Source organism: Streptomyces sp. NPDC000345 (assembly GCF_042898825.1).
Taxonomy (GTDB): domain Bacteria; phylum Actinomycetota; class Actinomycetes; order Streptomycetales; family Streptomycetaceae; genus Streptomyces.
This window is the reverse complement of sequence record NZ_JBIAZE010000011.1, coordinates 246,299-267,259: the sequence shown is the minus strand read 5'-3', so window position 1 is coordinate 267,259 and position 20,961 is coordinate 246,299. Positions and strand designations below refer to the sequence as shown.

Annotated in this window: 15 protein-coding genes and 1 pseudogene; 3 read left to right on the top strand and 13 right to left on the bottom strand. The window is 72.3% G+C overall.

Annotation, left to right across the window (positions count from 1 at the left end; genetic code table 11):
- Window positions 1-67: 67 nt before the first annotated feature.
- The 5 genes and pseudogenes from ACFY30_RS26555 to gabT form a co-directional block, all read right to left on the bottom strand.
- Window positions 68-1,513: an aldehyde dehydrogenase family protein gene (locus ACFY30_RS26555; protein WP_390847626.1), complete on the bottom strand. Its 1,446-nt coding sequence runs from the start codon at window positions 1,511-1,513 to the stop codon at window positions 68-70.
- A 114-nt stretch (window positions 1,514-1,627) separates the two neighbouring features.
- Window positions 1,628-2,356: a phosphatase PAP2 family protein gene (locus tag ACFY30_RS26550; protein WP_390847625.1), complete on the bottom strand. Its 729-nt coding sequence runs from the start codon at window positions 2,354-2,356 to the stop codon at window positions 1,628-1,630.
- A 654-nt stretch (window positions 2,357-3,010) separates the two neighbouring features.
- Window positions 3,011-4,696 (bottom strand): glycosyltransferase family 2 protein, encoded by a 1,686-nt coding sequence (locus tag ACFY30_RS26545; protein WP_390847624.1) that lies wholly within the window; start codon window positions 4,694-4,696, stop codon window positions 3,011-3,013.
- A gap of 213 nt (window positions 4,697-4,909) precedes the next feature.
- A pseudogene (locus ACFY30_RS26540) lies at window positions 4,910-5,125 on the bottom strand (phosphoesterase); the annotation flags it as partial.
- A gap of 167 nt (window positions 5,126-5,292) precedes the next feature.
- The gene (gene gabT, locus ACFY30_RS26535; RefSeq protein ID WP_390847623.1) at window positions 5,293-6,627 is read right to left on the bottom strand and encodes a 4-aminobutyrate--2-oxoglutarate transaminase; all 1,335 of its coding nucleotides are present in this window, start codon (window positions 6,625-6,627) and stop codon (window positions 5,293-5,295) included.
- A gap of 254 nt (window positions 6,628-6,881) precedes the next feature.
- Between gabT and ACFY30_RS26530 the strand changes: the two genes are divergently transcribed.
- A complete protein-coding gene (locus ACFY30_RS26530; protein ID WP_390847622.1) occupies window positions 6,882-9,239 on the top strand; it encodes an ATP/GTP-binding protein in 2,358 nt (785 codons plus the stop codon).
- Window positions 9,240-9,334: 95 nt separating this feature from the next.
- Window positions 9,335-10,948: a PucR family transcriptional regulator gene (locus tag ACFY30_RS26525; protein WP_390847621.1), complete on the top strand. Its 1,614-nt coding sequence runs from the start codon at window positions 9,335-9,337 to the stop codon at window positions 10,946-10,948.
- Between the two features lie 78 nt (window positions 10,949-11,026).
- On the opposite strand, the gene ACFY30_RS26520 is transcribed toward ACFY30_RS26525, so the two are convergent.
- From ACFY30_RS26520 to ACFY30_RS26490, 7 genes are all read right to left on the bottom strand, one after another.
- Entirely contained in the window at window positions 11,027-11,479 is a 453-nt protein-coding gene (locus tag ACFY30_RS26520; RefSeq protein WP_390847619.1) for a hypothetical protein, read from the bottom strand.
- A gap of 107 nt (window positions 11,480-11,586) precedes the next feature.
- A complete protein-coding gene (locus ACFY30_RS26515) occupies window positions 11,587-13,023 on the bottom strand; it encodes an NAD(P)/FAD-dependent oxidoreductase (protein WP_390847618.1) in 1,437 nt (478 codons plus the stop codon).
- A gap of 32 nt (window positions 13,024-13,055) precedes the next feature.
- On the bottom strand, window positions 13,056-13,859 hold the full coding sequence (locus ACFY30_RS26510; RefSeq protein ID WP_390847617.1) for an ABC transporter permease: 804 nt from the start codon (window positions 13,857-13,859) through the stop codon (window positions 13,056-13,058).
- Complete coding sequence (locus ACFY30_RS26505; protein ID WP_390847616.1) at window positions 13,860-14,789, bottom strand: ABC transporter permease; 930 nt, start codon at window positions 14,787-14,789, stop codon at window positions 13,860-13,862. It abuts the gene before it with no gap.
- The gene (locus tag ACFY30_RS26500) at window positions 14,789-15,940 is read right to left on the bottom strand and encodes an ABC transporter ATP-binding protein (protein WP_390847615.1); all 1,152 of its coding nucleotides are present in this window, start codon (window positions 15,938-15,940) and stop codon (window positions 14,789-14,791) included. The genes ACFY30_RS26505 and ACFY30_RS26500 overlap by 1 nt, the downstream gene beginning before the upstream one ends.
- Window positions 15,941-15,945: 5 nt before the next feature.
- Window positions 15,946-17,193: a spermidine/putrescine ABC transporter substrate-binding protein gene (locus ACFY30_RS26495; RefSeq protein ID WP_390847614.1), complete on the bottom strand. Its 1,248-nt coding sequence runs from the start codon at window positions 17,191-17,193 to the stop codon at window positions 15,946-15,948.
- A 55-nt stretch (window positions 17,194-17,248) separates the two neighbouring features.
- A complete protein-coding gene (locus ACFY30_RS26490; RefSeq protein WP_390847613.1) occupies window positions 17,249-18,793 on the bottom strand; it encodes a gamma-aminobutyraldehyde dehydrogenase in 1,545 nt (514 codons plus the stop codon).
- A 211-nt stretch (window positions 18,794-19,004) separates the two neighbouring features.
- On the opposite strand from ACFY30_RS26490, the gene ACFY30_RS26485 reads away from it, so the two are divergent.
- The gene (locus ACFY30_RS26485) at window positions 19,005-19,562 is read left to right on the top strand and encodes an NADAR family protein (RefSeq protein WP_390847612.1); all 558 of its coding nucleotides are present in this window, start codon (window positions 19,005-19,007) and stop codon (window positions 19,560-19,562) included.
- A gap of 338 nt (window positions 19,563-19,900) precedes the next feature.
- Here ACFY30_RS26485 and ACFY30_RS26480 read toward each other — a convergent pair whose 3' ends face one another.
- Window positions 19,901-20,896 (bottom strand): DUF4190 domain-containing protein, encoded by a 996-nt coding sequence (locus ACFY30_RS26480; protein WP_390847611.1) that lies wholly within the window; start codon window positions 20,894-20,896, stop codon window positions 19,901-19,903.
- Window positions 20,897-20,961 lie beyond the last annotated feature (65 nt).

Sequence of the window (20,961 nt, the reverse complement as noted above, 5' to 3'; positions counted from 1 at the left end):
GCCCGGCACCGGAAGGCATCGGTGCCGGGCCCCTTCGGGGAGCCTATATGAAAATGGTTCCCATGAGCTAGAGGGCGATCCCCGTCAGGACCAGCACCCGCTCGTACGTGTAGTCGTCCATCGCGAACCGCACGCCCTCGCGGCCCACGCCGGACTGCTTGGCGCCGCCGTACGGCATCTGGTCGGCACGGTAGGAGGGCACGTCGCCGATGACGACTCCACCGACCTCCAGCGCGCGGTGGGCACGGAAGGCGACCTGGAGGTCGTGGGTGAACACGCCCGCCTGAAGGCCGTACTTGGAGGAGTTGACGGCGGCGAAGGCCTCGGCCTCGCCGTCCACCTTCTGCACGGTGAGGACCGGTCCGAAGACCTCCTCGCAGGCGATCTTGGTGTCGGCCGGTACGTCGGTCAGGACGGTCGGCGCGTAGGAGGCGCCGTCGCGCTTGCCGCCGGCGAGGAGGGACGCGCCCGCGGCGACGGCCTCGTCCACCCAGGTCTCGACCCGCTTGGCGGCGTCCTCGCTGACCAGCGGGCCGACATCGGTGGCGGCGTCGGAGGGGTCACCGGTGACCTGCGCCTCCACGGCGGCGACGATACGCGGCAGCAGCCGGTCGTAGACCGAGGCGTCGGCGATGACCCGCTGCACCGAGATGCAGGACTGGCCGCCCTGGTAGTTGGAGAAGGTGGCGATGCGGCCGGCCGCCCAGTCGAGGTCGGCGTCGGACGCGTAGTCGCCGAGGACGACGGCCGCGCCGTTGCCGCCCAGCTCCAGGGTGCAGTGCTTGCGGGGCACCGAGTCCATGATCGCGTAACCGACCTTCTCGGAGCCGGTGAAGGAGATGACCGGCAGCCGCTCGTCCTGGACGAGCGCGGGCATGCGGTCGTTGGAGACCGGCAGGATCGACCAGGAGCCGGCCGGCAGGTCCGTCTCGGCGAGCAGGTCGCCGATGACCAGGCCGGACAGCGGGGTCGCGGGGGCGGGCTTGAGGATGATCGGCGCACCGGCCGCGATCGCCGGGGCGACCTTGTGGGCGCACAGGTTCAGCGGGAAGTTGAACGGCGCGATGCCGAGCACGACGCCCTTCGGGAAGCGGCGGGTGAGCGCGAGCCGGCCCTGGCCGCCGAGGTCGGTGTCGAGCCGCTGGGCCTCGCCGCCGTTGAACCGCCGCGCCTCCTCGGCCGCGAAGCGGAAGACGGAGACGGCCCGGCCCACCTCGCCCCGGGCCCACTTGATCGGCTTGCCGTTCTCGGCGGAGATCAGCTGGGCGATCTCCTCGGTGCGCTCGACGAGGCGCTTGCTGACGTGGTCGAGGGCGGCGGCGCGGACGTGGGCCGGGGTGGCGGCGAACTCCTCGCGCACGGCGTACGCGGCGGCCACGGCCTCCTCGACCTGCGCGTCCGTCGGCACGCTGACCTGGCCGACGAGTCGCCCGTCCCACGGGGAGGTGACGTCGAAGCTGTCCTCGCCGGTGGCCTGGCGGCCGGCGAGCCAGAAGGCGTGGGTGGAAGTCATAGTCGAGTTCCCGGCCCTTCCGCGTTGGGGGTGTGCTGTGGTGTGCGTGTCCACGGTAGGGGCGGCCGGGCACGGCTGGGCTTGTCCGAGTCGTCCTGGTGGACGGCGCGTGTACTACGGTTTGGCGCGGTGGGCGTCCGGCGTCGTGGCCGAGCCCGCTCGGGGGCGGGTCGTCGCGTGCAGGAACAGCCACAGCGCGCCGAGCAGCACCGTGCACAGACACCAGCTGGCCACCACGTCCAGCGGCCAGTGGTACCCGCACCGGACCAGCCCGTAGGACACCGCGAGCACGAGCAGACAGGCCGTGGCGACGACCAGCCGCCGGGCGAGAGCCGTCAGCAGCCACGGCAGCAGGATCATCGCCGCGCAGCCGTAGGCGGCGGCCGCCGTCGCGGTGTGCCCGGAGGGGTAGTAGCCGGTGGCGGGCGGGACGGCGGGCGTACCGGGCCGGGCGGTCCACTCCTTCAGGGGTACGACGATCAGCGGCACCAGCGTCAGCAGGACGATCGCGGCGACCGGCGGCAGCCACCAGCGGGCCGCGCCCGACGCCTGCCCCTGCAGGGCCACGTACACCGTGACCAGCACCAGCACGGGCACCGCCACCTGCACGTTCCCCAGGTCGGACAGCAGCTCGGCGAGCCTGTCCGGGTGGATCAGCGCCCGGCTGAGACGGCCGTCCAGGCGCAGCAGACCGCCGTCCACGACGACCTGCCAGGTGATCAGCGCGAAGAGAAGGGCGGGCAGAGCGAGAAGCGGGGCGAAACGCCCGGCGGATGCGGGCGGGGGCACGGGCACGGCCGTCCCGGGACTGTCCCCGGTCCGCCGGTCGGAGCTGATGGGCATGCCGTACACCCTCTCAGGGACAGGGGCCGCAGGACGCACGCGACGTGTCGGACCGCCGGAACCCGCCCCACGCCCCCGACAGCGCCTCACCTGCTCGCCCGACTCGGCCCCTGACGGGCGGGCAGAGCGCGTACGGCCGCAGAAGCGGCGCGGCCGGCCGCGCCCACCCGGCACAGCTGCACACCTGCGCGGACCGCGCCCCAGACCCCGGCCCTCCAGGACGCCGGGGCCCGCCCAGCGGCCCGGAGGGCCGGAGCCCGGACGGCTCTCCCGACGTCAGCGGGGAGGGCAGGTCCCGTGGTGGCCGGGCGGGGCGTAAGGGCTTGCGTCATGTCAGGCGCGGGGACGCCATACGGCCACGGAAGCGGCGCGGCCGGTCGCGCCCACCCGACGCAACCACCCGCCCGCACGGGCCCGCGCCCACGCCACCCCCGGCCACCGGGCGGCCCGGCACGCCGGGGGCAGCCCGCCCCTTCCCGTCCTTCGCCCGGAGGGCAGGTCCCGCGGTGGCCGGGGCGTGCGGCGGCGACGCGGACGACGGTGGGCAGAAGCCAGGGCCCTTCTGATGGATCTTTGCGGGAGAAGGAGCTGCGTTCGGTGCGTGCTCTCGGTGTGCCGGGCGTCGCGACGCCGCGGAGATCCATCAGAAGGGCCCTAGGGGCGGCTGGTTCTGGTCGGGGTGGAGCGGCGGCGGAGGCGGGCCATGGTTCTCAGCCGGCGTACGCCGATCCGCCGGCCGAGGCCGCCGAGTCTTCTGCGCACGCGCCGCTTGAGCCCCTGCTTGCGCTGCGCCTTCGCGGCGGTGATGTCCAGGCTGAGGTTGCCGTACGCCGTGTAGTACGGCTTGACCGCGAGGCCGGCGCTGCTGCCGCCGGCGGCCGGGGCGAGGTCGTCGGCCTTGCGGGCGCCGTATCTGCGCCGGGTGCTCAGGCCCTGGGTGCGGACGTTGAGGTAGACGTCCCACACGCCCTTGGTCAGCGGGCCGCCGTCGAGGGCCCGGGTGATGTCGATGTCGGCGGTGAAGCCCGCGGTGCCGTGGGCGGCGTCGAGGGCGGGCGCGGGGGCGGGCCGGGTGGGGATGCGCACCTCCCGGCCGTCGCCGCGGGCCCGCAGGACCAGCTCGGTGGCCGGCTCACGGGTGGGCACCCTCTCGATGAAGCCGTGGCCGCGCAGCCGGAGGACGCCGCGGCGTCCCTTGCGCTGCCACTCCACGGCGTCCAGCCGGTCGTCCTGGCGCAGGTCGTCGGTGACGTCGTAGCAGGAGTCGGGGACACCGGTGCGCTCGTCCCGGAAGTGGGGATGGGCCGCGTAGGCGCGGCCGGCGTCCACGACGATGTCGTGCGGGGGCCGCTGCCCGGCCCGCTCCTCCTTCAGGAACTCGACGACCTCGACCAGTTCGCGGCGCAGGCCGTGCCGCGCACAGTGGGCGAAGAGGCGGTGCGGGACGGTCATCCGGGCGTCGAGTTCCGGGGTGTAGAACGCGTCGACGTGTTCCTTGACGATCGCCATGGCCTTGAGCTGCTCGCTCTCCTCCAGCAGCGGGAACCGCCAGGAGAAGGAGTCCAGCAGTCCGCCCCGGAAGGTGCGCAGCAGCGCGGCGTCGCGCACCGGGCCGGGCTCACTGTACGCGCTGATCGCGGCCATGATCCGCCGGGCGGTCTCGAAACGTTTCGCCAGGTCGCTGTAGCTGCTGGTGATGTTGCCGTTGTCGTCGCGCCTGACCTTGTAGTAGCAGTCCTCGTCGGCGACCACCGAGACCACGGAGGCCTGCAGATACGCCTTGGTGACGAAGAGGCGGTCCTCACCGATGCGGATGTCCTCGTCGAAGCGCAGCCCCCGCTCCTCGAGGAACGAGCGCCGGAACAGCTTGTGCGGGGTCAGGGCGTACCAGACGCGGGAGGTGGCCAGGTCGACGACCTCCTGGCTGGCCTCGAACATGGAGCGGGGCACGTCGCAGTCCACGCCCACGTACTTGCCCAGCACCACGTCGGAGCCGTTGCGCTCGGCCATCTCCGTCATCCGGCGCATGGCGTGCGGGCCCAGGTAGTCGTCGGCGTCCAGGAAGAAGACGTAGCGCCCTGTGGCCAGGCCGATCGCGACGTTGCGCGGACCGCTGGGTCCGCCGGAGTTCGGCTGGTGGACGACGCGGACGAGATCCGGATGCTCGGCGGCGAAGCGGTCCAGCTCCTCGCCGGTGCCGTCGGTCGATCCGTCGTCGACGGCCACGCACTCCAGTGTGTAGGGGCCCGGCTTCTGCTCGATCACCGACTGCAGACAGCGGGTCAGATAGGGCATGGCGTTGTACGCGCCGATGACGACCGTGATGGTTGGTTCCGACACCAATTCCCCCCCGGGAACCGTTCATGACAAGTAAGCCCCAGTTTTACCCTTCGTTTACCGGTGTCGCAAAGTCTTCAACTGTTGTGGACGCGTTAACAGTTGATTTCCCGCCACCGGGCGCTCGGCAAGAAAAGAGACCCCGGACAGGGGTCCGGGGTTGTACGCCGTGGTCCGTTCCGGCGGAGGAAGTACGGCGGAGAAGGCGAAGGAGGTCGGCCACCCCGGAACAGGGGGGGAGGTTCCGGGGCGGCCGTCCGGATCGGAACGCCGACCGCCCCGGGGGGTTTGGGGCGGGCGACCGTCCGATCGGTGAGGAGATCCGAAGCCGAGGGCTCCGGTTGTGTGCGCGAGGGCACGGCCAGGTCGAAGCTGGGGAGGCCCCGGCCTGGGGTTCGCCCACAGTCCCCTGTGGGCGGGTGTATCTCTCATCTGGGTAGAACGTACGGCAGCGGCACCCGGTGCGACAGGCGGATCCCCGTCCCGCCATCCACCCCGCACACCTTCTTCACACGGTCTGCCGTCCATGGGAATCAGCTGTGCGGGGCCCCGGCTCAGATGCGCGCCGGAAGGCCGACGCGAGGCCGCCCGGAGGTCCGTCAGACGCGCGCGAAGGCCTGTTCGATGATGTCGAGGCCCTCGTTCAGCAGGCCCTCGCCGATGACCAGCGGGGGCAGGAAGCGCAGCACGTTGCCGTAGGTGCCACAGGTCAGGACCAGCAGGCCCTCCTGGTGGCAGGCCTTGGCGAGCGCGGCCGTGGCCTCCGGGTTGGGCTCCTTGGTCGTACGGTCCTTGACCAGCTCGATGGCGATCATCGCGCCGCGGCCCCGGATGTCACCGATGACCTCGAACTTCTCGGCCATCGCGGTGAGGCGGGCCTTCATGATCGCCTCGATGTTCTTCGCCCTGGCGTTGAGGTCGAGCTCCTTCATCGTCTCGATCGCGCCGAGCGCGCCCGCGCAGGCGACCGGGTTGCCGCCGTAGGTGCCGCCCAGGCCGCCCGCGTGCGCGGCGTCCATGATCTCGGCGCGGCCGGTGACGGCGGCGAGCGGCAGACCGCCCGCGATGCCCTTGGCGGTGGTGATCAGGTCCGGGACGATGCCCTCGTCCTCGCAGGCGAACCACTGGCCGGTGCGGCAGAAGCCGGACTGGATCTCGTCGGCGACGAAGACGATGCCGTTGTCCTGGGCGAACTTGCTGATCGCCGGCAGGAAGCCCTTGGCCGGCTCGATGAAGCCGCCCTCGCCGAGCACCGGCTCGATGATGATCGCGGCCACGTTGTCCGGGCCGACCTGCTTGGTGATCTGGTCGATGGCCTGCGCGGCGGCCTCGGGGCCGGCGTTCTCCGGGCCGGTCGGCCAGCGGTAGCCGTAGGCGACCGGGACGCGGTAGACCTCGGGCGCGAACGGGCCGAAGCCGTGCTTGTACGGCATGTTCTTCGAGGTGAGCGCCATCGTCAGGTTCGTCCGGCCGTGGTAGCCGTGGTCGAAGACGACGACCGCCTGGCGCTTGGTGTGGGCGCGGGCGATCTTGACCGCGTTCTCCACGGCCTCGGCGCCGGAGTTGAACAGCGCGGACTTCTTGGCGTGGTCACCCGGGGTGAGCTCGGCGAGGGCCTCGGCGACCTCCACGTAGCCCTCGTACGGGGTGACCATGAAACAGGTGTGGGTGAAGTCGGCGAGCTGGGCGGAGGCCCGGCGTACGACGGCCTCGGCGGAGGCGCCGACGCTCGTCACGGCGATGCCGGAGCCGAAGTCGATCAGACGGTTGCCGTCGACGTCCTCGATGATGCCGCCGCCCGCCCGCGCGGTGAACACCGGCAGCACGGAGCCCACACCCTGAGCGACCGCGGCGAGGCGGCGGGCCTGCAGCTCCTGCGACTTCGGGCCGGGGATGGCGGTGACGATCCGGCGCTCCTGCGGAAGGGCGGTCATGAGGGGCTCCTGGAGGTTCTGGTGTCCTGGCGTTCTGGGGACGCTTTCCTTCTTTTCTCGCAGGCTAGGACGGGTGACGGGGGGTGGGCATGCTCCATGTGGGCGGTGTCGGCGACGCCGGTTGTCCGCCGTGGACAGTGACACCCGGACGGCGATCGTCGCAGGCCCGGCCGCGTAAGCGGTGAACTCCCCTTGCGGGGGCGTTAGATTGACCGCTGACGGTGCACGGAGCGGCTGGTCAGGGGGCAAGGGCGATGGACAGCGACGGGACGCGGGACGCGCGGGGTACGCATGCGAATCCTGTGCCGCGCCCTGCGGGGCCTCCGCAGATGCCGCCCCGGCCCGCCCACGCGCCCGGCCGGCCGGCCGGGGAGCCCTCCTCCGCCGTCGCCGCGTGGCTGAACGAGGAACGGCCCGCCGCGAAGCCCGGCATCTGGCGCTTCGGGTACCGGCTGCCGAAGGCCGCCCGGCCGGCGGAGCGGCTCGCGCCGGTCACGGTGATCGGCATGCTGGTGCCGCTGGTGGTGGCCCTGGTGCTGTGGTCGCTGTGGCGGCGCGGCAGCCTGCCGTACCAGTTCACCCTGTTGCGGCTGTTCACCCCGGACGACTGGTGGTGGGGCGGCACGATCGCCTCCGCGAAGACCATGGAGGGCGCCGAGGCCCGGGTGGTCTACGACGGCGTGTTCTTCGCGGTCCTCGTCTGCGCGATGGGCCGGCTGGGCAGCTGGCCGGAGGCCCTGCGGCACTTCGTGGGCCGCCGCCCGCAGCCCGCCCGCGCCCTGCTCGCCCTGCTGTGCGCGCTGGCCGCCCTGAGCTTCGTGTTCCCCGGCGCCTTTGGCGTCGGCTGGGACGCGCTGCCCGTCGTCGACCCGCTCTTCTCGCTGGTCGTCCTGATCTCCGGCAGCTACGAGCTGTTCGCCTCCGTCCTGTTCACGGACACGCTGTACGCGGTCGTCACGCTGCTGGTGGTGTGGCCCTTCGCCAGGACCGGCGGCTGGTGGCCGTACCTGAGGGAGCGACTCGCCTCGCGCGACCGCCCGCAGTCCACCACGGCCGCGGTGGAGCTGCCCCCCGCCCAGTGGCCCGAGCTGCGGGACGCCGGGCAGTTCGAGGCGGCCGAGCTGCTGACCGGCGAGGTGGCCGCGGGGCGGATGAACGACGTCGACTGCGCGCGGGTGCGGCGGGCCTGGACGGCGGGCCTGCCCGACTTCCGGGAGACCGTGCTGCGGCAGGGCGGGGCCGCCTGGACCCACCCCTCCGGCGCCCGCGACCTGCCCCGGCGCACCGCACGCCATGACCTGCTCGCCGGTCAGGTGCGCATCGGCCGCTGGGTGGCCGCCGAACGCACCCCGGTCACCTACCACGACGCCGGCGCCGCGCTCGGCCCGGACGTGCTGGGCACCTCGCTGCTCGTGGTCGGCCCGTCCGGCTCGGGCAAGACCCGCACGCTGGTCGAACCGCTGACGGAGGCGCTGGCGCTGCAGGCGCTGACCGGCGGCTGCGCGGTCGTCGCGGTGTCCTCGCCCGGCGGCGGCCCGCTCGGCGCCGACTCCTCCTACGACGTGATCGTCCGGATCGGGGACCCGTCCTCGGTGCACGACCTGGACCTGTACGCCGGGGCCGACGACCCCGACGAGGCGGCCGGGATCCTCGCCGAGGCGCTGGCCGGCGACCTGGAGGCGGTGAGCGGCCAGGGCGCGGCGACCGCGCTCGCCCAGCTGCTCGGCCCCTACCGTGCCGCGCACGGCCGCTTCCCGGGGCCGGCCGAGCTGCGCGAGCTGCTCGAGGGCGAGCCGGGTGCGCTGGCCGCGCTGCGGGAGGCGGTCGCCGGGGACGAGGTGATGCGCCGTGAGCTGGAGGCGCGGATCCGGCAGACGGGCGCCCCGGGCGACCCGGGCCGCGCCCTCGCCGACCGGCTGGCGCTGCTGAACCGTCCGGTGTTCGCCGGGTTCTTCGGCGGGGACGGCGACACGCACCGGGCGTTCTCCCTCCGTGCCGTCGCCCACCATCCGCTGCGGGTCCGCGTGGACCTGCCCGAGCGGGGCCACGAGGAGGCCGGGCGGCTGATCACCCGGCTGGTGCTCGCCCAGTTCCACTCCGTCGTACGCGAGGGCCGGCGCGCGCACTTCGCCTGCCTGGTCCTGGACGACGCGACCGGCGCGGTCACCGCCGACTCGGTGCGCCGGATCCAGCGGCTGCGCGCGCAGAACGCGGGCGTGGTCCTCGCCCTGCGCACCGTCGGCGACGTGCCGGAGGCGCTGCACGGGCCGCTGTACGGGGCGGTGGGCTGCCGGATGGCGTTCTCCGGGATCACCACCTGGGACGGCAGCCGGTTCGCGCAGACCTGGGGCACCGAGTGGGTGGAGACCACGGAGGTCGCCAAGCACACCGTCTTCGCCGACCAGCCGATGACCCGCGCCATCCACGCGCTGCGCAAGCTGGTGACCGGCAAGGCGGTGACCACGGACGCGGTGACCGTGCGCCAGGTCGAGCGGGAGCGGTGGTCGGCGTCCCGGCTGGCGCACGAGGTGCCGCCGGGGCACGCGGTGCTGTCCCTGACGAGCGTGGGGGGCGAGCACACACCGCCGCTGCTGGTGGACCTGCGGGGCTGAAAGGGGCGTACGAGGACCCCTCCAGTGAGGCAGAATCGGCAGAGGCCCTTCCTACGCGGTGGCCAAAGGATCACACTCCCCTGACTGAGGGCCCCATGCCTCCCACGCTCGCCTCGCTCGTCCACCACTCCGCGCTCAAGCTGACCGTGCGGGCCGGTGAGGACCGCCTGGACGTGCCGGTGCGCTGGGCGCATGTCAGCGAGCTCGCGGACCCGGTGCCGTACATGGAGGGCGGGGAGCTGCTGCTGATCACCGCGCTGAAGCTGGACGCGGAGGACCCGCAGGCCATGCGGCGCTATGTGAAGCGCCTGGTGGGGGCCGGGGTGGTCGGGCTCGGCTTCGCCGTCGGCGTGAACTACGACGACGTGCCGAAGGCGCTCGTCGACGCGGCCGAGCAGGAGGGCCTGCCCCTCCTGGAGGTGCCCCGGCGGACGCCGTTCCTCGCGATCAGCAAAGCGGTGTCGGCGGCGATCGCAGCCGATCAGTACCGTGCGGTGACGGCCGGGTTCGCGGCCCAGCGGGAGCTGACGAAGCAGGCCCTGACCGACGGCCCGGAAGGGCTGCTGGCCGCGCTCGCCTCGCAGGTCGACGGCTGGGCGGCGCTCTACGACGCGTCGGGCGCCGTCGTCGCGGCCGCCCCGGAGTGGGCGGGCCGGCGGGCGGCCCGGCTGACGGCGGACGTGGAGCGGCTGCGGGAGCGCCCGGCGCCGGCGTCGGCGGTGGTGGGCGGGGCGGGGCCGGCCGAGAGCGCGGAGACGGCCGGGAACGCCGACCGGATCGAGCTGCACACCCTGGGCACCGGGCGCCGCCCGCGGGCCGCGCTCGCCGTGGGCACGGCGTCCGCCCTGGGCACGGCCGAGCGGTACGCCGTCCACTCCGCGATCGCCCTGCTCACCCTCACCACGGAGCGCTCCCGCTCCCTGCACGCGGCGGAGCAGCGCATCGGCACGGCCGTCCTGCGCATGCTCCTGGCGGGCGAACCGGACCACGCCCGCGCCGTCGCCGGCGACCTGTACGGCAAGCTGCTGGACGCCCCGTTCCGGGTGCTCGTGGCCGAGCCGCCGTCCACCGCCGAGCCGGACGCCGACCCCCTCGGCGCCCTCACCGAAGTGGTCGAGTCCGCCGCCGCCCGTTCCGGCGAGGCCGTCCTCGTGGTGCCCGAGGGCGCCCGGCTGGTGGTCCTGGCGGCGGACGGCGGCGCGGCCGTCGCGGCGGTCGCCCGCCACACGGCGGCCCTGGAGGGTGCGCGCTCCGGCGGCGAGGGGCGCGAGAGCGAGGAACCGGTCGTCGGCCTGTCGGCCCCGGCCGGTCCGATAGCGGCGGCGGCCGCGTACCGGCAGGCCGAGCAGGCGCTGTCGGTGGCGCGGCGCAGGGGCAGGGTCCTCGTCGAGCACGAACAGCTCGCGGCGGGCTCGGTGCTGCCGCTGCTCGCGGACGACGCGGTGAAGGCGTTCGCGGACGGTCTGCTGCGGGCGCTGTACGAGCACGACGCGACCGGCCGCGGCGACCTCGTCGCCTCGCTGCGCGCCTGGCTCTCCCGTCACGGCCAGTGGGACGCGGCCGCGGCCGACCTGGGCGTCCACCGCCACACCCTGCGCTACCGGATGCGCCGCGTGGAGGAGATCCTCGGCCGCTCGCTCGACGACCCGGACGTGCGGATGGAGCTGTGGCTGGCGCTGAAGGCGACCTCGGCGGACGGCGCCTCGTAAGGGGCGGGGGCGGCGCGTCCCTTACGAGGACGGTCCCCGCCTTCCCCGCGGCCCCCTGCTCCCCGCCTCCGCGGGCGGTCAGTCGTCCCCTCCCGCCGCCAGCTCCGCCGCCGCCTCGTGCATCGCGAGTTCGAGCAGGACCGGGTCGGTCAGGGTGCCGGAACCGTCCGGCGGGACGAGCCAGCGGATGGTGCCGGTGGAGCGGTTCGGGTAGGGCACGACGATCCAGGTGCCGGCCCCGGCCGTGCGGATGCCGGTGCCCAGCCAGCGGGCGGCCGTGCCCGGCGGCACGAAGAAGCCCATGCGGTGGTCACCGAAGTCGACCAGCACGGGCCCGGGCCGGTCGAGGACGCGGGTGAGCACGTCGAGCGTGGGGTAGCCGAGCTCGCCCGGCAGGATCAGTACGTCCCAGGCCCTGCCCGCCGGCAGCAGCGCGACCCCCTGGGGGTTGCGCTCCCACTCCCAGCGGCAGGCCTCGGGATCCGGTGCGACGGATGCCAGCCATGCGGCCGCCGTCTTCGCCCCAGCCATGAGAGGACCTCCCTTTCTCCCGTGGACGCGATCGCGTCACGAGGGAGAAGAGGGAGGTACCCGGCGGGCATTACGCGGGTTTTTGTCACCCGATAGGGTGAACCGGGTCAGCTGTCGAAGCCCAGCCCCAGCCGGTCCATCGCCTTCAGCCACAGATTGCGCCGGCCGCCGTGCGCGTCCGCCCGCGCCAGCGACCACTTGGTGAGCGCGATCCCGGTCCACGCGAACGGCTCGGGCGGGAAGGGCAGCGGCTTCTTGCGCACCATCTCCAGCGAGGTGCGCTCGGTCCGCTCCCCCGCCAGCAGGTCCAGCATCACCTCGGCGCCGAAGCGGGTGGCCCCGACGCCCAGGCCCGTGTACCCGGCCGCGTAGGCGACCCGGCCCTGGTGGGCCGTGCCGAAGAACGCCGAGAAGCGGGAGCAGGTGTCGATCGCCCCGCCCCAGGCGTGCGTGAAGCGGACACCCTCCAGCTGCGGGAAGCAGGTGAAGAAGTGTTCGGCGAGCTTGGCGTACGTCTCCGGCCGGTCGTCGTACTCGGCGCGGACGCGTCCGCCGTAGGGGTAGATCGCGTCGTAGCCGCCCCACAGGATCCGGTTGTCGGCGGACAGCCGGAAGTAGTGGAACTGGTTGGCACTGTCCCCGAGGCCCTGGCGGTTCTTCCAGCCCACGGCGCCGAGCTGCTGCGCGGTGAGCGGCTCGGTCATCAGCGCGTAGTCGTAGACCGGGACGGTGTACGACCGCACCCGCCTGATCAGGTTGGGGAAGATGTTCGTGCCGAGGGCGGTCTGCCGGGCCCGGACCCGCCCGTACGGCGTGCGTACGGCCGTTCCCGCCCCGTAGGAGGTGAGGTCGAGCGCGGGGGTGTGCTCGTAGACGCGGACGCCCAGCCGCAGGCACGCCCGTTTCAGGCCCCAGGCGAGTTTGGCGGGGTGCAGCATGGCCACGCCCCGCCGGTCGTACAGGCCCGCCTCGAAGGTGGGCGAGGCGACCTGTTCGCGGACCGCGTCGGCGTCGAGGAACTCGATGCCGTCGGCGAGGCCCTTGCGCTCCAGTTCCTCGTACCAGTCGCGCAGTTCCCACGCCTGGTACGTCTCGGTGGCGACGTCGATCTCGCCGGTGCGCTCGAAGTCGCAGTCGATGCCGTGCCGGGCGATCGCCGCCTCGATCTCGTCGAGGTTGCGCGCGCCCAGCTCCTGCAGCTTGTGGATCTCGTCGGGCCAGCGGGCCAGCCCGTTGGGCAGCCCGTGGGTGAGGGAGGCCGCGCAGAATCCCCCGTTGCGGCCCGAGGCGGCCCAGCCCACCTCGCGCCCCTCCAGCAGCACCACGTCCCGCAGCGGGTCGCGCTCCTTCGCGACGAGCGCGGTCCACAGGCCGCTGTAGCCGCCGCCCACGACCAGCAGGTCGCAGGTCTCGGCGCCGGTGAGGGCGGGCTCGGGACGGGGCTTGCCGGGGTCTTCCAGCCAGTACGGGACCGGCTGGGCTTCAGAGAGTGCCTTGGTCCAGCGGGTGTCTTGTGTGCCACGGCTCATGGCGCTCGGGGCCATGATTCCAACTCCCTACGAGGGTTCCGAAAGGCTCAGGCGGCCTTTTGTTTCCGGCGGCGGTTGCCGATGACCATCGAGCTCAGGACGAGCAGTACGGCGACGAGGAACATGGTCGTGCCGATGACGTTGATCTGGACGGGCGTTCCGCGCTGTGCCGAGCCCCAGACGAACATGGGGAAGGTGACGGTCGAGCCCGCGTTGAAATTGGTGATGATGAAATCGTCGAAGGAGAGCGCGAAGGCGAGCAGCGCGCCCGCGGCGATTCCGGGGGCCGCGATGGGCAGGGTGACGCGCAGGAACGTCTGCGCCGGTCCGGCGTAGAGGTCCTGGGCGGCCTGTTCCAGCCGCGGGTCCATCGACATGACGCGCGCCTTGACGGCCGTCACGACGAAGCTGAGGCAGAACATGATGTGCGCGATGAGGATCGTCCAGAACCCGAGCCGGGCACCCAGGTTGAGGAACAGGGTGAGCAGCGAGGCGGCCATGACGACCTCGGGCATCGCCATCGGCAGGAAGATCAGCGAGTTGACGGCGCCGCGCGCGCGGAAGCGGTAGCGGACCAGTGCGAAGGCGATCATCGTGCCGAGCACGGTCGCTCCGACCGTCGCCCAGATCGCGATCTGGAGGCTGAGCGACAGCGAGCCGCACATGCCGGCGACGCCGCAGGGGTCTTTCCAGGCGTCCGTGGAGAACTGCTGCCACTGGTAGTTGAAGCGCCCCTTCGGTTTGTTGAAGGAGAACACCGTGACGACGACGTTGGGCAGCAGGAGATAGCCGAGTGTCAGCAGTCCCGCGATGACGACGAGATTGCGCCTGAGCCAGTTGACGAAGGGCATTTAGACCAGATCCTCCGTCCCGGACCTGCGGATGTAGAAGGTGACCATGAAAAGGATCGCCGCCATCAGGATGAACGACAGCGCCGCGGCCGTCGGATAGTCCAGCACGCGCAGGAACTGCGTCTGGATCACGTTTCCGATCATGCGGGTGTCGGTGGAGCCGAGCAGTTCCGCGTTGACGTAGTCGCCGGCCGCCGGGATGAAGGTGAGCAGCGTGCCGGAGACGACGCCCGGCATCGACAGCGGGAAGGTGACCTTGCGGAAGGTGGTGATCGGCTTGGCGTACAGATCGCCCGCCGCCTCGTGCAGCCGCCCGTCGATGCGTTCCAGCGAGGTGTAGAGCGGCAGGATCATGAACGGCAGGAAGTTGTACGTCAGACCGCACACGACCGCGAGCGGTGTGGCGAGGACGCGGTCGCCCGCGGTCCAGCCGAGCCAGCTGGTGACGTCCAGGACGTGCAGCGTGTTCAGGGCGCCGACGACCGGGCCGCCGTCGGCGAGGATCGTCTTCCAGGCGAGGGTGCGGATCAGGAAGCTGGTGAAGAAGGGCGCGATCACCAGGATCATGATCAGGTTCCGCCAGCGTCCGGCGCGGAAGGCGATCAGGTACGCCAGCGGATAGCCGAGCACCAGGCAGAGGACCGTGGCGGCGGCCGCGTACAGCACCGAGCGCAGGAACTGCGGCCAGTACGCGGTCAGCGCGTCCCAGTAGGTCGCGAAGTGCCAGGTGACCTTGTAGCCCGCCTCCAGGGAGCCCGTCTGCACGGACGTGGAGGCCTGGTAGATCATCGGCAGCGCGAAGAACACGATCAGCCAGAGCAGGCCGGGCAGCAGCAGCCAGTACGGCGTCCAGCGGCCGCGTTTGCGGGGCGGCTTCTTCTCGGGGGCCGTCGGGGAGAGAGGCGGGGGCGCCTCGGTGAGGGTCGCCATCAGACCGCCGCCTCTTCCTCGGTGCCGGCGTCGATGTCCTGGGTGGCGTCCAGGCCGAAGGTGTGGGCCGGGCTCCAGTGCAGGACGACGTCCGCGCCGGGGACCAGCCGGGCGTCGCGGTCGATGTTCTGGGCGTAGACCTCGAACTCGGGGCAGACCTGGCTGTCGATGACGTACTGGGTGGAGACGCCGATGAAGGAGGAGTTGGCGATCTTCCCGGAGATGCGGTTGCGGCCCTCGGGGATCTCGCCGGCGTCGTCGGCGTGGGTGAGGGAGATCTTCTCCGGGCGGACCCCCACCAGCACCTTGCCGCCGGCCGTGGCCGGCGCGGAGCAGCGGGTCCCGGGCAGGACGAGCTTGCCGCCGCCCGCCTTGAGGACGATGTCGTCGCCGTTCTTCGTGTCGACCTCGGCCTCGATGAGGTTGGAGGTGCCGAGGAAGTTCGCGACGAACGTGGTCTGCGGGTTCTCGTACAGGTCGGTGGGCGAGCCGAGCTGTTCGACGCGGCCCGCGTTCATCACCGCGACCGTGTCGGCCATGGTCATGGCCTCCTCCTGGTCGTGCGTGACGTGTACGAAGGTGATGCCGACCTCCGTCTGGATCCGCTTGAGCTCCAGCTGCATCTGGCGGCGCAGCTTGAGGTCGAGGGCGCCGAGCGGTTCGTCGAGGAGGAGCACCTGGGGGTGGTTGATGAGGGCGCGGGCCACGGCGACGCGCTGCTGCTGGCCGCCGGAGAGCTGGTGCGGTTTCTTGCGGGCCTGCTCGCCGAGCTGGACGAGCTCCAGCATGTCCTCGACCTGCTTCTTCACGCTCTTGATCCCGCGCCGGCGCAGACCGAAGGCGACGTTCTCGAAGATGTCGAGGTGCGGGAAGAGGGCATAGGACTGGAAGACGGTGTTGACCGGGCGTTTGTACGGCGGGAGGGCCGTGACGTCCTGGTCGCCGAGGTGGACGGTCCCGGAGGAGGGTTCCTCCAGGCCGGCGATCATGCGCAGGGTGGTGGTCTTGCCGCAGCCGGAGGCGCCGAGCAGGGCGAAGAAGGAGCCCTGCGGGACGGTCAGGTCCAGCGGATGGACGGCGGTGAAGGAGCCGTAGGTCTTGCTGATGCCGGAGAGGCGGACGTCGCCGCTGCCGTTGTCTGTGGTCTTCATCGTCGTCACGCCCCAGTGAGCTTCGCGAACTTTGCCTCGTAGGCCGTCTCTTCCTTCGAGCTCAGGGAGCGGAAGGCGTGGGACTTCGCCTGCATGGCCTTGTCGGGGATGATCAGCGGGTTGGCCGCCGCGTCCTTGTCGATCTTCGCGAGCTCGCCCTGCACTCCGTCGACGGGACAGACGTAGTTGATGTAGGCGGCGAGCTCGGCGGCCGGCTCGGGCTCGTAGTAGTAGTCCATGAGCCGCTCGGCGTTCGTCTTGTGACGTGCCTTGTTGGGGATCAGCATGTTGTCGCTGGACGTCAGGTAGCCGCTGTCGGGGATGACGAAGTCGACGTCGGGGCTGTCCGCCTTGAGCTGGACGACGTCACCGGCCCAGGCGATGCAGGCCGCGAAGTCGCCGCTGGTGATGTCGGAGGTGTAGTCGTTGCCGGTGAAGCGGCGGATCTGGCCGCTGTCGACGCCCTTCTGGAGGCGGGCGATGGCCGCGTCGAAGTCGTCGTCGGTGAACTTCCCGGGGTCCTTGCCCATGTCGAGCAGCGTCATGCCGACGCTGTCGCGCATCTCGGTGAGGAAGCCGACGCGGCCCTTCAGCTTGGGGTTGTCGAGCAGGTCGGAGACCGACTTCACCTCGACGCCGTCGAGCGCCTTCTTGTTGTAGGCGATGACCGTGGAGATGCCCTGCCAGGGGTACGAGTACGCCCGGCCCGGGTCCCAGTCGGGGCTGCGGAACTGCTGCGAGAGGTTGGCGTAGGCGTGCGGCAGGTTGGACGCGTCCAGTTTCTGGACCCAGCCCAGCCGGATCAGACGGGCGGCCAGCCAGTCGGTGAGGACGATCAGGTCGCGGCCGGTGTCCTGGCCCGCGGCGAGCTGCGGCTTGATCTTGCCGAAGAACTCGTTGTTGTCGTTGATGTCCTCGGTGTACTTGACCTTGATGCCGGTCCGCTCGGTGAAGGCGTCGAGCGTGGGGTGGTGCTTGCCGCTGTCGTCGACGTCCATGTACTCGGTCCAGTTGGAGAAGTTGACGGTCTTCTCCGTGTCCGAGTGGTCCTCGGCGGACGTGCCGCCCTCGGTCTTGCCGGCCGCGGGGATCCCGCAGGCGCTCAGCGCCCCGAGGCCGCCCAGGGTGAGCGCGCCGCCGGCGGAGGCGCGCAGCAGCGACCGGCGGGTCATGGCCGCCCTGCCGTTGCGGAAGCTGCGCCGTATGGCGGCCACCTGGGCCGGGCTCAGGCGGTCGGGCTCGTACTGCTCCATGCGCGTGGTGCCCTTTCGGGAGGTTCGGCCGTGGTCGGCGGCCCGGTTCCGGTCGCTAACAGTCCCCGAAGACGGTGCGGTGCCAGGGTTTCCGGGCCACCGCGGTGTTATCGAACATAACGTGCTTGATCTGGGTGTACTCGTCGAACGAATACGCTGACATGTCCTTGCCGAAGCCGGAGGCCTTGTAGCCCCCGTGCGGCATCTCGCTGATGATCGGGATGTGGTCGTTGATCCACACGCACCCCGCCTCGATCTCGCGGGTCGCCCGGTTCGCCCGGAACACGTCCCGGGTCCACGCGGAGGCCGCGAGGCCGTACGGGGTGTCGTTGGCGAGCCGGATGCCCTCGTCGTCGCCGTCGAAGGGCAGGACCACCAGCACCGGCCCGAAGATCTCGGACTGGACGACCTCGCTGTCCTGGGTCGCGTCCGCGATCAGGGTGGGGAGGTAGTACGCCCCCTTCCCGAGGTCGCCCTGGGGCGCCTCGCCGCCGGTCACCACGCGCGCGTGGGCACGCGCCCGGTCGACGAAGCCGGCGACGCGGTCGCGCTGCACGTGCGAGACGAGCGGACCGATGTCGGTGCCCGCGGCGAACGGATCCCCGACCCGGACGGTCTCCATGAGGGCGGCCGTCCGCTCGACGAACGCCTCGTAGAGGGGCCGCTGCACGTACGCGCGCGTGGCGGCCGTGCAGTCCTGGCCGGTGTTGATCAGCGCGCCCGCGACCGCTCCGTGGGCCGCGGCCTCCAGGTCCGCGTCGTCGAAGACCAGGAAGGGCGCCTTGCCGCCGAGTTCCAGATGGAGGCGCTTGACGGTGGCGGTGGCGACCTCCGCGACGCGCTTGCCGACGGCGGTGGAGCCGGTGAAGGAGGTCATGGCGACGTCGGGGTGCGCCACGAGGTGTTCGCCGGCCTCCCGGCCCGTCCCCGTGACGATGTTGATCACACCGTCGGGGATGCCGGCCTCCGTCGCCGCCTGGGCGAACAGGAGGGAGGTGAGCGGGGTGAGCTCGGCCGGCTTCAGGACGATGGTGTTGCCCGCCGCGATCGCCGGCAGGATCTTCCAGGCGGCCATCTGGAGGGGGTAGTTCCAGGGGGCGATGGAGCCGACGACGCCGATGGGCTCGCGGCGGACGTACGAGGTGTGGTCGCCGGAGTACTCACCGGCGGACTGCCCGGCGAGATGGCGTGCGGCACCGGCGAAGAAGGCGGTGTTGTCGATGGTCCCGGGGACGTCGAACTCACGGGTCAGCTTCAGCGGCTTGCCGCACTGCAGGGACTCCGCACGGGCGAACTCCTCCGCCCGGTCGGCGAGGACGGCGGCGAAGCGGTGCAGGGCCTCGGAACGCTCGGCGGGGGTGGCCCCCGACCAGCCCGGGAAGGCGGCGCGGGCGGCGGCCACGGCCACGTCGACGTCGGCGGCCGAGGCCAGCTCGTAGCGGTACACCTCCTCGCCGGTGGCCGGGTCGACCACGGCGTGGGTGTGTCCCGAGGTGCCGTGGGTGAGACGGCCCGCGACGTACTGAGCGCCGTCCGCGAAGCGTTCCCGTGCGGGGAACCTCTCGGTGGTGTCCGGGGTGGCGGTGCCCGGGTTCTGCATGTCGCTCTCCTCCGCCTTCGCCCCGCGTGGTGCGGGGGCGGGTGGCGTAGCTCCAGCTTGATTTGAGTGCCGATCCTGACAGAGCAATGGCACTCCAACAAGTGATTCCGTTGTTGCCTTTTGGTTACGCGACGGAATCTGTCGACCAGGTGTCGAGTCGGGGCGGAAAAGGCAGGACGCAGTGTCAGTGGTGCCTGCCATGCTGGCGTGCATGGAGAAGATCGATTGCCGGGAGGCCCTGGTCAGGGAGGTCCGGGCGGGGGCGAGGATCAGGTATCTGCACTTCTGGGGACACCGGCCGAGGCCGGACGGCCGGGTGGGCCCGAGCTGTCTGAGCCAGTGGTGGCCGTCACCGTTCGTGGTGGACGGGGTCTCCTACGCGACGGCCGAGCACTGGATGATGGCGCGGAAGGCCCGGCTGTTCGGCGACGCGGAGGCGGAGCGGCGGGCGCTCGCCGCCGGTCATCCCTCGCAGGCCAAGAAGGCCGGGCGGCTGGTGCGCGGCTTCGACGAGGCCGTGTGGGAGCGCGAGCGGTTCCGGATCGTCGTCGAGGGCAGCGTCCACAAGTTCGCCGCGCACCCGGAGCTCGCCGCCTTTCTGCTGGGCACGGGCGAGCGCGTCCTGGTCGAGGCCAGCCCCGTGGACCGCGTCTGGGGCATCGGCCTCGCGGCGGACGACGAGGCGGCCGACGACCCGGAGCGCTGGCGCGGCCCGAACCTGCTGGGCTTCGCGCTGATGGAGGCCCGGGGGCGGTTGCGGGGCGAGTGAGCCGGGGGCCTCACACGGAGCGTGCGACGGCCGGGGCCGGGGTCTGTTCCCGGGATCGGTCCGGCGCCACCCGGCCGTCGCCATGAGGCACGACCGGCTTGCCGATCTTGCCCCCGGGATGCCGTACGTGCTGAGCGCGTCCGGCTGGTAGTTGAGTTCCTGCCCGGGTGTCGGGCAGCGCGCACGTGCCCGACGCGGATGTCCGCGCCCGGCAGGTCCGGTTCGATCGGCGCCGGCGGCGGGGTGCCCGGCCGGCCCGGTCCGCGGTCGGCCGGCTCGGCACCCGCAGCGCCTTGAGGACCGTTTGTGTCTCCCGTGTCTTCACGGACACGGCCTGGCTAGGCGGGGGCCAGGATCACCAGGACGCCCAGACCCACGCCGAGGACAATGCCCGCGATGCCGCAGATGATGCCGGCCAGCGCCTGGCCCGGGTTGGTGGCCTCGCCGCGGCGGGCCTTGCGGCGGCCGATCGCGCCGAAGACGATGCCGAGGATGCCGATGCCGATCGCCAGCGGCCACAGGCAGAAGATCACGGCCGAGACGATCCCCAGCACCATCCCGGCCACCCCCATGCCGTTGCTCTCGCCCTGCGGCCCACCGGGCCAGTAGGAGCCGCCCGGGGGCGGGGCGGGGTAGCCGTAGCCGTAGCCGCCGGGGTAGCCGTAGGGGACCTGTCCGGGGCCGTCCGGGGAGATCGGCGGCGGGGGCACGGCGCCGGTGGGGGCGGCGGGCGGGGCGAAAGGGCTGGGCGGCGGCGGGGCGAAGGGCGGCGTGAAGGGGTGGGGCGGTGAAGGAACGGTGCCGGGGGTGAAGGGGTGGGGCGGCGGACCGCCCGACGCCGTGGCGGGGTCCGGCGGCGGGAAGGAGGCGAAGGAGCCGTTCACCGGCGGGGCGACGGGACTGGCCCAGGGCTGCGGGCCGCCGCCGGCCGGGGCCTGCTGCGGCCCGGCGTCCGCGGGCGGCTGCGGGGTGGCACCGGGCAGGGACGTGACCGTCAACCGGTCGTGCGCGGAGGGCGGCGCCTGGTCCCGCGGTGCCGGCGGCGCGATCTCGGCGAGGGTGCGGCCCGGCCCGTCCTGGGTGCCGTCGCCGGCCGTGGCCGAGGGGTCCGGTGCGGGATCGGCAGCCGTCGGCGCCTCGGCCATCGGCGGCTCGTCCGCCGGCGCCTTGTCCAACCGCACCCTGTTCGCGGGGTTCGCGGGAGCGTCCCGCGGCCCTTCGACCGACCGCGCCTCGGGAGCCGCGTCCCGCGGGCCGGCCGCCTCGTCGGCGGCGGGCGCGGGCCACGTTTCACGGCCGGCGTCACCGGCCGGAGTCGGCGCGTCGTCGGACATGCGCGGGTTCCCCTCTGTTCTGTCGAACGTCCCGTCATGCTACGGCCCGTGAGGCCGGGGGTGAG

Coding starts and splice junctions, on each gene's coding strand:
- gabT (WP_390847623.1), bottom strand. CDS start 6,627: ATGACCGCCCTTCCGCAGGAGCGCCGGATCGTCACCGCCATCCCCGGC.
- ACFY30_RS26495 (WP_390847614.1), bottom strand. CDS start 17,193: ATGGAGCAGTACGAGCCCGACCGCCTGAGCCCGGCCCAGGTGGCCGCC.
- ACFY30_RS26515 (WP_390847618.1), bottom strand. CDS start 13,023: ATGGCCCCGAGCGCCATGAGCCGTGGCACACAAGACACCCGCTGGACC.
- ACFY30_RS26530 (WP_390847622.1), top strand. CDS start 6,882: ATGGACAGCGACGGGACGCGGGACGCGCGGGGTACGCATGCGAATCCT.
- ACFY30_RS26550 (WP_390847625.1), bottom strand. CDS start 2,356: ATGCCCATCAGCTCCGACCGGCGGACCGGGGACAGTCCCGGGACGGCC.
- ACFY30_RS26510 (WP_390847617.1), bottom strand. CDS start 13,859: ATGCCCTTCGTCAACTGGCTCAGGCGCAATCTCGTCGTCATCGCGGGA.
- ACFY30_RS26520 (WP_390847619.1), bottom strand. CDS start 11,479: ATGGCTGGGGCGAAGACGGCGGCCGCATGGCTGGCATCCGTCGCACCG.
- ACFY30_RS26490 (WP_390847613.1), bottom strand. CDS start 18,793: ATGCAGAACCCGGGCACCGCCACCCCGGACACCACCGAGAGGTTCCCC.
- ACFY30_RS26480 (WP_390847611.1), bottom strand. CDS start 20,896: ATGTCCGACGACGCGCCGACTCCGGCCGGTGACGCCGGCCGTGAAACG.
- ACFY30_RS26500 (WP_390847615.1), bottom strand. CDS start 15,940: ATGAAGACCACAGACAACGGCAGCGGCGACGTCCGCCTCTCCGGCATC.
- ACFY30_RS26485 (WP_390847612.1), top strand. CDS start 19,005: ATGGAGAAGATCGATTGCCGGGAGGCCCTGGTCAGGGAGGTCCGGGCG.
- ACFY30_RS26555 (WP_390847626.1), bottom strand. CDS start 1,513: ATGACTTCCACCCACGCCTTCTGGCTCGCCGGCCGCCAGGCCACCGGC.
- ACFY30_RS26525 (WP_390847621.1), top strand. CDS start 9,335: ATGCCTCCCACGCTCGCCTCGCTCGTCCACCACTCCGCGCTCAAGCTG.
- ACFY30_RS26505 (WP_390847616.1), bottom strand. CDS start 14,789: ATGGCGACCCTCACCGAGGCGCCCCCGCCTCTCTCCCCGACGGCCCCC.